The following is a 12,161-nucleotide window of genomic DNA, read 5'->3' on the forward strand; positions in this document are numbered from 1 at the left end:
ATATGCCCCAGCCGGAGGTACTTCAGTGTGCGCTCTCCGCGAGCATTACATTAGACCTCGATAGCCGGGTATTCGTCAGTTTGGGCCAGCCGCGCCGAATTCTCAATGGCTTTTTAGGCCATCACCCTTACTGCGGCATTGTGCTTTCACCTGCCGATCCTGGCCTCAAGCTAAGTCCCCAATCGGACCTCTAGACCCTGCTGTTCGCTTGCCCTATCGTTGGGGAACCGATCACAGTCGACCGGAAGCTCCGTACTGGAGGTGCATGATGGGCATCATTTCGTCCGGTTTTCATGGAAAACGGCACTCCGGCAATCCAGCCTTACCTCCGGGCCAGTACGAGACGGCGAGTTTTCCGGTCCTGAGCGCCGGACCTGCACCGCACATCCCCCAAGGTGACTGGGAATTCTTCATCACTACTGAAGCTGGTCTGCGGCATGCCTGGTCGTGGGAGGCGTTTATGGACCTTCCGCAGGTTGACATCCCCACTGACATCCATTGCGTTACCAGCTGGTCCAAGCTGGGCACCACGTGGCGGGGCGTATCCATGGACACGTTGTTCGAGGATGTGGAAACGAGCTGCGGGTATACGACGGCCCTCTCTTATGGCGGCTACACCACCAATATTCCGCTGCCGGATCTCTTGGGCGGCCGGTCCTGGGTGGTTTGGGAATTCGACGGTGAGCCGTTGGAGCGCGCCCACGGCGGACCCGCCCGGCTGCTTGTGCCGCACTTGTACTTTTGGAAGAGTGCAAAGTGGGTCAACGGCCTTGAACTCACGCCGACCGATATCCCGGGCTTCTGGGAATCCAACGGGTACCACCTCCACGGCGACCCGTGGCGCGAAGAGCGGTATTCATGAGGCCGCAACAATGACCGGGCTCTGGCGCGTCGCCGAAGTGGTCAGCGGCGTGCCCGAATCGGAAACGTCCAGAACCATCGGCCTGCGGGTTGACGGTTTGATGGGCAACCTCGCCGGACAGCACATCGATATCCGGCTTACGGCGGACGACGGTTATTCGGCGGTCCGCTCCTACTCCGTGGCGACGGCCGGCACGGATGAGCTCCTGGAGATCACTGTTGACGAATTGCCTGACGGTGAAGTCTCCCCCTATCTGGTCAGGGATGTTGCCATCGGCGACCAGCTGGAGATCCGTGGCCCTGTGGGCGGCTGGTTCGTCTGGCGTCCGACGGATACGAACCCGGTGCAGCTGATCGCGGGCGGATCCGGCATCGTGCCGCTGATGTCCATGATCCGGGCGCATGAGGCCTCGGAAAACCCATCCCAGTTCCGGCTGTTGTATTCACTCAAGTCACCCAAGGCGGGGTTCTACCGCGAAGAGCTGCTGACCTTGAGCCGGGAATCCCCCAAACTGACCGTGGACTATGTCTACACACGCGAAGCGCCACCGGGCTGGTCGGCGACTCCTCAACGGCTCACGGCGGAGGTGCTTCTGGCGAGTATCCTGCCGGCGGACCCTGCACCTGACATCTTTATTTGTGGCCAGACTGTCTTCGTCGAAACGGTCGCAGAATGGCTGGTCCAGGCAGGCTATCCCGCCGCCTCGATCAAGACCGAACGCTTCGGCGGAACGGGAGGAACCCTGTGAGCGGCAAACACGCTATCCCCGGAGCTGAGAACCCGGGCGCTGAGGACCGGGACATCGCCGGTAGTGAGCACAACCCGATACCCCATCTCGATGGAAACGCGGCGGCAGGACCCCTGTGGGAAGTGTTCCGCTTCGATATCGTCGCGGCGATCGGACGGTGCAAGCACTGCGGCGCGGTCCGGGCCTTCGCGGAGGCAAGGGTCTACGCTGACGCCCCGGGCATCGTGGTGCGCTGCAGTTCCTGCGAGGGCGTCCTGTTGCGCCTGGTGGAGACTCCCACCCAGTACTGGCTCGACCTCAGCGGACTCAGCTACCTGCAGATCGACCGCGAGGGCTAGGGTTCTACGACCATAGCGACGGGGCGATATTCGTCGACCAGGCACGACGCCGGGAATCACCGTGGTGTTCCAGCCCGCCGTGGCCAGCGGGCTGGCCCTCGTCCTCCATCAGTGTGCCAAGTCGAGAAAGGCGGCGAGCGATTGCTCAACAGCAACCATGGTTTCGGAATCGATTCGGCCTATTCGCTGGCTGAGGTTAGCGCGTCGTACGGTTGTCAGCTTGGCCACCATGATCTGACTGCTCGGTGCCAACCAACCCTGTCAAGGAACTGGGGTTCACCGTCAGCCGGAGCAATGGAGCGTCCGTGAGGTGCGAGGTCAGCGGGAGAAGGGTGATCGATTCTGATGCGGCAAACAGGTCATCCTGCATGATGAGCGCCGGCCGCGGTTTCTGCGCATACGTTCTGCCCCATACCGTCCAGAGCTCACCACGATTCACTCCGGCAAGTCTTCCGAGATCTGCTCGATGAAGTCCTGATCGTCGCAGGCACGCTCGGCAGCGGCAACCTCCAGCGCCTGACGTTCAGCCTCCCGACTGAACTCGTCCGTGCGCGCGTCCGGCACCCACATCTGAATCTGCCGGAAGCCCCGTTCGCGCATTGCGGCACGGTGACGGGCAACTCGATCCCTAACGCCCATTGCCCGACGTTACATGTAACGCTTTGACCTGTCACTCATGTTGTTGCCATGCGGTGCTAAAACAAAAAGAGATTACGCCCAGCCGGTCAACGCCGTGTCGAAATTAGCGCTTTCATGGCAGTACTCCAGTCGATTCGTTCCTGTTCCAGGCGCACGTTGCCGCGTATTGCTAGCTGTTCCACTGTGGCAAGCTCTTCCGGCAGAAGGTGCTGCATGGTCCCAACGGCAGGCTGGGGCTCGTGCCCCCACAGGTCTTTGAATGCCTCCAAAGTGGCGACGTCCATCAACACAGTGCTGACTGCAATGTGTTGGGCCCGCAAGCGGTTCAAAATGCCAAAGCCGTGGCTGTCCAGGTCGCCCCAGTAGATCACGCCAACATCACGGATCCACGGGATGCGGGCCAACCGGTCCACGGCGTAGCCGGAGCCATGGAACACCACAGCACCCCGTAGAGGTGGCATGGCCAATACGGACTCCAGATTCTCAAATACATAGACCACTTCAGGGTTTAGGTCCATAGCGGCCAACTCCGTGACCGGTGCAGCCAGATCCGCCAATCCTCCCGGCGCCAGAGCGGGGTCGAGGAAACGGACGCGGACCAGATCCGGTTTGTCCGCCAATCCCAATCCGCTTCTACCGGTGGCTGCTTCATGCAGTCGCGTGACGAGGGGCCTATACTTCTGGACCCATTTGGTGTCGACTCCGCGGATGGGCAACTGGCGGATATACAGTCCAGACGCCGGATGCACTCTGAGCCATTCCAGTACCCCGGCGAGGCGGGTGAAGTCTTCGGGAGCCAAAGCGACGAGTTCCACGGCGCTGCGGCCCACAGCGGTCGCAAACAGGTCCGTATGGGGCAGCGGCACCGAGTCGAGCAGCGCCTTGGCCCTAGAATATGCCCGTTGCCAGTGGGTGCTTTTGCCGGCAAATGCCGCGACGGCCGCAGGGGTGTCGAGTTGCACACGGTCGGGAATCCTCTGCTGGCCCAGACTTGCCCACCGACGTTCTGTCCAGACCACGGAGTCAATCCCCTCCCATGACTTGGCCCAGTCGACGGCGGTGGACACGGAGGCCAAGGCCTGCGCTTCGGTGGGCGGATGCAAGGGGATGCCCAAGGGAAGCGACGCGTCGCCGCCTACCGACCACGGACCGACGTGACGGTTATATTTCTTGAGCGCCTGCGCGGTCGCCCCGGCAGGAGTCACAGGCGTAGGGCTCAAAACAAGGCACCCGTCTCGGCCGGGTCTTCAGCGTTCCCGGTGTCCGACAGCGCTGCGACGGCCGGCCTCTCCCGTGCCGGCACTTCGGCGCGCAGTGGAGCAGAATCCGGACCGTCATCGTCATCCATGGACAGGGAGCCGATGCGGGAGTCCTGGAAGTCCCGGCAGGTGATCACGGCCATGCCCCCGATGTAGTCCTCCAGCGTTTGCAGGAGTTTCAACGGGGTGGCGAGCACCATGTGGAAACCGAATTCGGTGAAGACGTCCATGGCGATCCGGGTGAAGTTGCTGTCCGCCTTATCGAACGCCTCGTCCATGATGACAGTTCCGTAGCGCGGCACGTCCTCGTCATCGCCGGCCAGCTGGTAGCGCAGGGCCGCGGCCAGGCAAAACGTGACAAGCTTTTGCCGCTGACCGCCCGAGAGACCCGCGCTGGAATCGTATACATTGAGCTGCCTGCCAGCGAAGTCCACCTCCGTGGCGGTGAAGCGCACGTGCAGTCGGGTGTCCAGGCATTGGTTCCGCCAGGAGGTATCGCCGGGTTCGCTCGAGGCGAGTCTCTCCATGAGGCGCCGCATGACTTCGAACTTGGCTTCGGCCTCGTCGCGGTTCTTGGCCACCCATGATCCCGTACTGATGTCCTGCAGGTCGCTAAGGAACTTCCTACCCAGCTCGCCCCGGTTCTCCTTGACGACGATCTTCAGGAACCGCCCGGCGTCGAAGGCAGACCGTTTAAGGGAGCCGTTGATGGGGGCCACCCTGTCGCGCACTTCCAAGGGCGCGCGGCGGATCTCATTGGCCAATGTGGCCACATTTTGCTGCGACTGGCGTTCCACGAGTTCGAAGAACCGGGTCTCAAAGTCCGGCAGGCGGTCCGCGACAAGCTGCTCCAACAGAGCAAGATATCCGCCAGCATCCTCCACCTGGTCGGTCAAGTCCCCGGCTTTGGCGGCCCAAAGACGCCGGAACTCTCCCGCCAGCGAGGCGAAGGCAGTTCGGGCGGCTGCGGCCTGTGACGTGGCCAGCTTTTCCTCCGCGCCCAACCCCGTGGCCACTGTCAGTGCGACTTCGTCGATCACCTCGTGGACGATGCTGCGGCGCTGCCCCAGGAACCGTTCCCGGAGAAGATTGCCAAGCTCCTCAGGCACCTCTGTTGCCCCGGCAACGCGAGGCTCAAGCCCCAAGACAATACGGTTTAATCCCGCTAGTTCGGTTTTCACTTCAGCCAGTGTCTCCATGGCGGCTTGCTGGGCCTTCTGCGCGGCCTCCCATCGTGCCCCCGCCTCCATCGCGGCAGCTTCCGCTGCTCGAAGGTCGCCGCTTGCCGCCAGGATCTCTTCCAGCCGTTCCTTGTGGCGCTCCACCCTGCTGCTGGCCCGGGCAGAATCCAGTTGGTCCCATTTGTGGGTTTCAGTCAGTGCCAGTGCCTCAGCGCGCAGGCGTTCGGTCTCACGGCGATTCTCCGCAGCGTCGACTTCGGCGGCGAGTTGGTCAGCCTTGACGCGGGCGGCCTGGAGGAGCGAACTCAGGTGCTCCAGTTTGTCAACGTTGTCGAATCCAAGCACCCATGTAGAGCGATCATCCACTCGTGACCGATCGTCTTTTTCATGACGGGTGCGGGAACGTTTGACCTGCCCGGCATGGGTTACGGCTTTCTCCGAACCGCTTAGTTCCGCGGGTGCATCCACGCATTCGTAGTCATAGTTGACGGACAAGACCGAGTGCAGCCACCCGGCCATAGGACCGTCCGCCACTTGCACCCGCGAGACTAGGGACCGCTCGGTCCTTGCTGGCCGCGGCAGTTCCGCCCGGCTCGGGACGGATTCAAAGACAAGCCGCGTACCCAGAAATAGCCTGTCGACGGCGTCGCGCACTCGGTCAATGTGCGTCTCCGGGACGAGCATGACGGTGGCCAGGGGGCGCAGCACCCGCTCGATGGCTCCGGTCCAGTCGGCGAACTCCTTCCGGACCTCCAACAGCTCACCAGCGAACGGAAACGCGGACGCCGGTAGGCCCGCCGCTTCGGCTACGACGGACCTCGCGCTGACGAGCCTGTCGCCAAGATTGGACCGTCGACCGCGAAGGGATTTGAGCTCCGTTTCGAGGTCACGGACTTTCGCTTTGGCGGCGGCGCGGGCCTCATGGAGCTCATTGATCGCCCGTCGGCTGGCCACTTGGGCGTCATGGAAGGCGCTGCGTTCAGTGCGGGCCGCAGCCCGAAGTTCCTCATACTCTTCAAAGCTGGCGGGAAAGGTGATACCCACCGCCTCAAGCTTCGAGGCCAGCTCGGCCCGCCGCCCCAGAACAACGCGATTGCGTTCCTGTGCGAGGTCCAACTGACCCTGTTGGTCGCGCAGGGCCTGGCCGCCATGGTCGACCACCAGTCGCCGGGCGGCCGAGTGAGCCTGGTCCAATTCTGCTGTGGTGGAGGTCGTCATATCGACGTCGTACTGTGCGGTCAGCGCAGCGGACTCGGCCGCCGTTTTGGCGTCCATGGCCAGCTTGAGCTTCCATTCATCTTTGAAGCTTGGCAGCGCCACGGCAAGTGCGGCGGCCTCGGCCGCACGGGCACTGCTGAGCCTAAAGCTGCGGGCCGGTTCCTCCATACTCCGCAGGTGTTCCACCTGCTCGCGCGCCTCCACCACCAGCCGGTGGGCCTCGGACAATTCGCCAAACTGCGCCACTGCGGTAGTGGCGATGTCGAACGTCTTCGGCTTGTCCAGCATGAATTGGCGGAATAGGTCATCAAGGCTGCCCAGCGACTTGGCCGATTGCGTCTTGTGCAGCAGAAGGACGGCATTCTCGCCGGAGATGCCCATCAGGCGGCAGAAGCGGCTGGCAAAGGCCGAATGCTTGTCGGTGACGTATGCGGCCGGCCAAGTGCTCTTGATGCGCCGGGTCTCGATGCCGTTGCGAAGGTAGTCGACAAAATCGGTGAGCGTCGCATCCTCCTGAAGGAGGATACTCAATTCGCTGACTTCAGCGGGCGTGTTGGAGCCTCGGCGCAGGTGGTACAGCTTGAGCAACAGCACGGGCTTAGCCCCTGTGTTGTCGTTGTAGCGCAGCAGGATGCCGCTAAACGTGGCGCCGGTACGCAGATATTCCGCACGCACTTCGCCCGTTTCGTCATCGGCGCTGCGCCGCCACGCGCCGCGGATGTAGCTCACAATCGTCCGGTCTTCCCCCCGGGCGGAGGTGTCCTGGGCGGCCGCGTTGAAATGCAGCTTTCCGCGAGGCGTCAGCACGGCTGAGATGGCGTCGACCAGCGAGGACTTTCCCGAGCCGGAATGTCCAGTTAGCAGGAAGCCCTTTCGTGCAATGTCCAGGCGGTGGTGGCCTTGAAACGTCCCCCAGTTGAGCAGCTCTACCCGTTCCAGCCGCCACTGACCGGTCCGGGTGCCTGGTGCCGTGGCCGCCATCGTCATGCTCATTCTGTCTCCTCATCGGTGTCGGGCAGTTCTGCGGAGCCGGGCTCTACCTCCGCAGCCAGCCGCCGGTACTCCGCCTGCACGGCTGCAATCTCCTCCGCACCGAAGACGAGCCTCAAGACGGGCGAAACCTCGAAACGGCCCTCCGTGCTGGTTGCAGCCAACAGCCCGTATTTGACCATTTTTTGCCAGGACGAGTTGATGCGTTTGGAGAATCCCGCGACGTCGGCGTTGTCTTTCCCTCGGTAAACCTGCAGTTGATCGGCCACCTCATCCGCGCCAACGATGGTTTTCCGACCGCCGCTTTCCTGCAGTAGCGTCTGCCGCAGGTGGAGCAGCAGCGCTGTGTCCAGGAACGTCAATGTGGCAGTGCGCATCACCTTCGGCGCGTCAACGTCCGCAGAGGTGTTGCGGACGAAGGCGACCTGTGCGGCGTGATCGGTGACTAGGTCCAGGAACAGGTCTGCCAAGCTGGACCGGACGGCGTCCTCGTCGGACAAGAGAGCCGTCCATAGATTGCCGTGCCGGGAGGCGGAGAGATAGGGGCCGCGTAGAAGCTGGACGAGGACCCGGCGGGAGGGCTCCCGCAGGGTGCCGGTGTCGCCCTCCCACAGCGCGACGTCGGACAACGGTCCCTCGGCTCCGGCCGGTCCGGGTACGCCTGATTCGCTCACGGGTGAATCCTTTCGGTGAAGAGATAGCGGCCCACAGTGCCGCGGCGCGTGGTGCCGGAGCCTCCGGGGGGCCGCCAGGTGACGTCTTCACGGCCGCTCAGCGCGATGGCGTGCTCTTCGGCTAGAACTAGGAGTCCGACGACGCTCGCCACACCTTGGGTGGCCGGACGATCAGCCAAAACGTCAGCAATGGTTGCAGAGCTTTGACGGCTCAGCACGGTATTTATATTGCCGGTCAATTCGATCATGTCGATCTCGGAGGCGCGGGCCAGAGCCCGGAGTTCCTCAATGTCCACTGTCTCGGCGGCATGCTCCGTGATCTCGCCAGCGGCTTCGAAGTCGGCCGGATTGTGCAGATTAAGGGCGGCCACTGAATTGAGCGGAACACTGGTCAGGTCCAGTGACAATTCCGTCTTAGCATAGGGCTTTACCGACTGCGAGGTCTCTAAAGCTTGCCGCAATGCAGAACGCAGCCGCTGGTTGATCAACCGGTCCTGTTCGAGTTCCTGGGACTGGACGAAGCGGCGCAGGCTGCGGCTGAACGCAGTCATGACGGCATGGATTTCGGAGCTACGGTCTTGGAGCGTGGGCAGAATCCGGCGCAGAGTCCTCACTTGCGTTGCGGAGAGCCGGGACGTGAATTGCCTGTCCATGATGGTGTCGATGCTGTCCTCGAAATCACGTCCCTGTTCCGGGTCAAGCAGTAGAGCATAGAAGCCGGAAAAGCTCCGTCCAGCCTCGGACTCCGCCAAGAGATCAACACCGCGGAAGATGTCATCCAGGACGCTGCCGCGCGGGCCATCCTGTTCGATCAGCCGTTCCCGCAGGTCCCTGTTGAGTTGCTCAAGCTCGGACCGGACCCGGGCAAAATCACTGGGTATTTCTTCGATGAGCGATAGTACGTCGCGCAGCCGTTCAGCGGCCTGCTCGGCGGACAGCACGTCAATGTCCCCGCCGGCGGCCCGCTCAATCTGGCCATCGATGCGGGCGCGTTCCTCATGCAGTGCGCGCAGCCGTGACGTACTGTCCGGGTCTGTTTCGCGGGCCAGTACGCGCACCCTGTCCAGGATTGTGGCAAGACGCGATTCGGTGGCGGCCTGCCGCGGCTGGGACAGCTCCGCGACAAAGCGAATGGCCTGCAGAGCTCCCAGCGACAATTCAAAGGTCTCCTCGCGGGATCCCTCTGCAGTGCGACGGATCAGGACGCCGTCATTGCGCCACGCTGTGCAATAGGCCTGAGCCGTCTGCGGCAGATCGAACCCGTTGCCCCGCAGCTCCTCCAGATCCTCCTCAACGTGCTCAAAAAGCGCCGGCGCCGCCAACCGACGTTGCTCGCCGCCCAGATGCTTGCTCAGCACAGCTACTGCAATCGCTGCGTTATTTGCCCGGAGCAGACGCCACGCTGGATCCTCGCTCAACAAGCGAGAAGCCGTGAGTGCGGCGCGGAGAACAGTCATGGGTTCACACTAGCCAATGGCACTGACAATGATTCCTTGCCCGATAAGCCCGAAGTCGTCAACGGTGAGCGCCATCACCGCCCCTGTTGCTGCCAGCTAGCCGGGTGATACAGCAGCAAGTTTGAGCCAAACCGGTCGATCAGCATTACCTAACTAGATGCGCCGCCCTCAAAGGTAACCTCGTATCCAAGCGACCCGAACAGACTGGTCAGCATGCTCTTGGTATTTTCACCCGCTCGCTGCCGCAGCTCGGAGTTCTCAGCAGCGTGAGCCATATCCGATTCGGCGAGGAGATAGAGCTCCGCTTGCTGAGGGGCCGTGAACGCATCTACGACTCGGTCAGCGATACCCCGATCCTGGCTGTACACATAGGACCGGTCATGGTCGATATTGGGCTTGTCGAGCTGCGGCTCGGGAAGCCGCAGCGTCACCGATTTGCCGTCCGCTGACACCGTAAGGTCCTCTTCGGCGAGACCTGCAAGGTCGACATAGGCATTGACGGTTCCAGCGGCCACAAAGAGCGTCCGTCGTCCTGCTATGAAATCGGGAAGCCCCCCGGTGCTTTCTTTCTCGTCCAACAAAAGTTCAAAATTACCGACCGCAGCATGGTACTGGCTTACGTTCTTCACGGACTTCAAAAGAGCGGTTTGGTTACGCTCGCTCTTGCTCGAAAACGGGCCGAACCCAAGCATGCTCGCTACAAGCAGTGCAGCCAGTAGCACCGCCACCGCAGATGCAGCGAGCGCGACCGGCTTGAATGATTTGGCTTCGGACATTGGACCCCTTTTGCCTTGAAACGGCTCGGGTTCCGTTCCTCTTGGTTGCCTTCCAGAACTGCTGGATGGCTAATTCAGCACCAGTGTAGCGGGACCAACCTACGGGCGCGGCAACGACAGTTTCATAAATTTAGGTCTCAATATGGGACGATAACGACTGGTGACAATTGGGCAAGGATCACGTTCTTGGCTCCCCCAGGCGCCGTCGCTAGCACCGCCCACGGCGGCTTCACTTTATCGAGGGGAAACAAGTGACTACTATTGACAGCAAGGCACTCGTGCCGGTATGGACACTGGCTACAGAGGCAGTCAGCGTTTCTGACGTCTTGGGCACCGAAGGTCTAACGCCGGCCCGCCTCGCAGAATTGAGAACGGTTTTGGCAGCACTTGCGGATTCTCCCATCGCAACACTCGAGATGCATGCCATGCCGCAGACCCGTGATCGCAAGGGCGGTCTGCCGCTTGACGTTGCAAGTCCACTCGCAAAGCAATTGGCGCAGCTCGTAACCCAAACAGCAAAATCCGCTCCCCCACAACTGAACGTGGCTGAAACCGGAGAAGTGCTGTACCGGATAGTGGTACCCGCCAAGCTTGCAGCGCAGGTGGGCAAGGGACTGGTTCGGCCTATGGCAGCCCAAGGACCTTCAGGAGCTGTGTACGGCGCTTTGGTGAACTCGACCGGGATAGTCGGGCAGGCCAAGCTCGTACCCGTCGTTGGTGGAGCCGCAGCTGCAGGCACTGCCGGCGCTGCAACTGGCTCGGCAGCGACGGCTGGCGTTGCGGTAGCCAGCGCTGGAGCTCTGACGGTGGCCGCGCCACTCGTGCTGATGGCCGTGGCCGTCAGCGTCAGCGCATACGCCGAGCACCAGCGCCAGGAAGCAATCGAGCGGATCACTGACCTCTTGGAGCAGTTGCACGAGGACAACCTGGATAAAGAACGCAACGAGTTGGACGGTTGCCGTGAAGCGATCGACAAGGCGACGTCGATCCTCCTTGACCAGGGCCGCATTGGCCTTTCGCTGGGTCTGGATTCCTCCGTGCACGGCATTAATACCGCTATCGCTGCAACTCGGCGGCGGCTGAAGAAGTGGGAAGCGGCATTGGATGCGTTGTCCGATGCCGCAGTCGAAGTAAGTGAATTGAAAAAGCCGTTTCCCGGCATCACTGAGGAAGGCGGAACCTTCCGGGCGCACCTGGAGATTGCACGGCTGGCCATCGCTCTCAAACGGCGGGTGCTCGTGCTTCAGGCAGTCGAGCACGCCCAGCAGGACACCGGCAATTCCTTCAAGAGTTTCATCGGGACGCTCCACGACGACGGGCGCAGCACCGACGAGTTGGAGTCAGGTATCAACCAGGTGCTCCTTCGACTGTCTGCGCTCCAGGTGAAGCGCGACAGCGGTTTCCGTATTCCCGCGTTTACGGCCGGCGAGGTAGACCAACTGCTTCAAGCCTCGTACCGACTTCGCGCTCTGGGAGACGGTCTCCACATGTCTGGCCACCGGGATGACGTTGCAATTGAAATTGAACGGAAGCGTGACGGATCCCTCGTCGTATTCCCTGGAGTCGCAGCCTAATAAACTCGGGTGGGCAAAGCGCTTACTACCATCTGACGCTTACTCAGCTTGCTAACACAACCAGCCTACGATTTTACGGAGCAACTATGGCCGGAAAAGCAGACAAAGCCGCTGCTGTCATGAAGGACGGCGGGCAGAAGGCCAAAGATGCCGCCGCAAAGCTTTACGCTCTCGCTCAAGATCCCGAAATGCAGGCGAAGGCAGGGAAGTTGCTTGAGGACGGCAAGAAGTTGTACCGGGCAGCAACAAGCCCCGAAGCCAAAGAGGCCTACCGCAAGGCAGCGGAAGTAATACACAAGATGCGGAAGACATAGCCGAGGGTTGGATTCCCGCCAGGTCACCCAAGGCGGCGTTGATCCCGCCGATCCCGCCGATCCCGCCAATTGCCCGTGTTTTAAGGGGTACTTCGACAAGACCCGCGCGATCGGTGCTCCGAAATCACGAG

General features: G+C 61.8%; 13 protein-coding genes. 5 read left to right on the forward strand and 8 right to left on the reverse strand.

What is annotated here, in order from left to right; genetic code table 11:
• Positions 1-268: 268 nt before the first annotated feature.
• From QF038_RS15165 to QF038_RS15175, 3 genes are read left to right on the forward strand one after another with little or no spacing between them, the layout of a single operon-like run.
• Positions 269-862, forward strand: a complete 594-nt coding sequence (locus tag QF038_RS15165; protein WP_307613496.1) for a molybdopterin-dependent oxidoreductase — start codon at positions 269-271, stop codon at positions 860-862.
• A gap of 10 nt (positions 863-872) precedes the next feature.
• Positions 873-1,610, forward strand: a complete 738-nt coding sequence (locus tag QF038_RS15170; RefSeq protein WP_307610888.1) for a ferredoxin reductase — start codon at positions 873-875, stop codon at positions 1,608-1,610.
• Entirely contained in the window at positions 1,607-1,948 is a 342-nt protein-coding gene (locus QF038_RS15175) for a DUF6510 family protein (protein ID WP_307610889.1), read from the forward strand. The genes QF038_RS15170 and QF038_RS15175 overlap by 4 nt, the downstream gene beginning before the upstream one ends.
• Positions 1,949-2,056: 108 nt before the next feature.
• On the opposite strand, the gene QF038_RS22350 is transcribed toward QF038_RS15175, so the two are convergent.
• The 8 genes from QF038_RS22350 to QF038_RS15205 all read right to left on the reverse strand — a co-directional run bounded on the left by QF038_RS22350 (position 2,057) and on the right by QF038_RS15205 (position 10,142).
• Positions 2,057-2,179 (reverse strand): hypothetical protein, encoded by a 123-nt coding sequence (locus QF038_RS22350; RefSeq protein ID WP_373461581.1) that lies wholly within the window; start codon positions 2,177-2,179, stop codon positions 2,057-2,059.
• Positions 2,145-2,387, reverse strand: coding sequence for a type II toxin-antitoxin system PemK/MazF family toxin (locus tag QF038_RS22355; RefSeq protein ID WP_373461582.1), 243 nt, complete (start codon positions 2,385-2,387; stop codon positions 2,145-2,147). Before QF038_RS22355 ends, QF038_RS22350 begins: the two co-directional genes overlap by 35 nt.
• The gene (locus QF038_RS15180) at positions 2,384-2,587 is read right to left on the reverse strand and encodes an antitoxin MazE-like protein (RefSeq protein ID WP_307610890.1); all 204 of its coding nucleotides are present in this window, start codon (positions 2,585-2,587) and stop codon (positions 2,384-2,386) included. The genes QF038_RS22355 and QF038_RS15180 overlap by 4 nt, the downstream gene beginning before the upstream one ends.
• A gap of 86 nt (positions 2,588-2,673) precedes the next feature.
• Entirely contained in the window at positions 2,674-3,792 is a 1,119-nt protein-coding gene (locus QF038_RS15185; RefSeq protein ID WP_307610891.1) for a Wadjet anti-phage system protein JetD domain-containing protein, read from the reverse strand.
• Between the two features lie 11 nt (positions 3,793-3,803).
• Entirely contained in the window at positions 3,804-7,238 is a 3,435-nt protein-coding gene (locus QF038_RS15190; RefSeq protein WP_307610892.1) for an ATP-binding protein, read from the reverse strand.
• Entirely contained in the window at positions 7,235-7,909 is a 675-nt protein-coding gene (locus QF038_RS15195; RefSeq protein ID WP_307610893.1) for a DUF4194 domain-containing protein, read from the reverse strand. Before QF038_RS15195 ends, QF038_RS15190 begins: the two co-directional genes overlap by 4 nt.
• On the reverse strand, positions 7,906-9,366 hold the full coding sequence (locus QF038_RS15200; RefSeq protein WP_307610894.1) for a DUF3375 domain-containing protein: 1,461 nt from the start codon (positions 9,364-9,366) through the stop codon (positions 7,906-7,908). Before QF038_RS15200 ends, QF038_RS15195 begins: the two co-directional genes overlap by 4 nt.
• A gap of 149 nt (positions 9,367-9,515) precedes the next feature.
• On the reverse strand, positions 9,516-10,142 hold the full coding sequence (locus QF038_RS15205) for a DUF4230 domain-containing protein (protein ID WP_307610895.1): 627 nt from the start codon (positions 10,140-10,142) through the stop codon (positions 9,516-9,518).
• 377 nt (positions 10,143-10,519) lie between these two features.
• On the opposite strand from QF038_RS15205, the gene QF038_RS15210 reads away from it, so the two are divergent.
• On the forward strand, positions 10,520-11,716 hold the full coding sequence (locus QF038_RS15210; protein WP_307610896.1) for a hypothetical protein: 1,197 nt from the start codon (positions 10,520-10,522) through the stop codon (positions 11,714-11,716).
• A gap of 86 nt (positions 11,717-11,802) precedes the next feature.
• Positions 11,803-12,030, forward strand: a complete 228-nt coding sequence (locus QF038_RS15215; RefSeq protein ID WP_307610897.1) for a hypothetical protein — start codon at positions 11,803-11,805, stop codon at positions 12,028-12,030.
• Positions 12,031-12,161 lie beyond the last annotated feature (131 nt).

The sequence above is a fragment of the Pseudarthrobacter sp. W1I19 genome (assembly GCF_030817835.1).
In the GTDB taxonomy this organism is placed as follows: domain Bacteria; phylum Actinomycetota; class Actinomycetes; order Actinomycetales; family Micrococcaceae; genus Arthrobacter.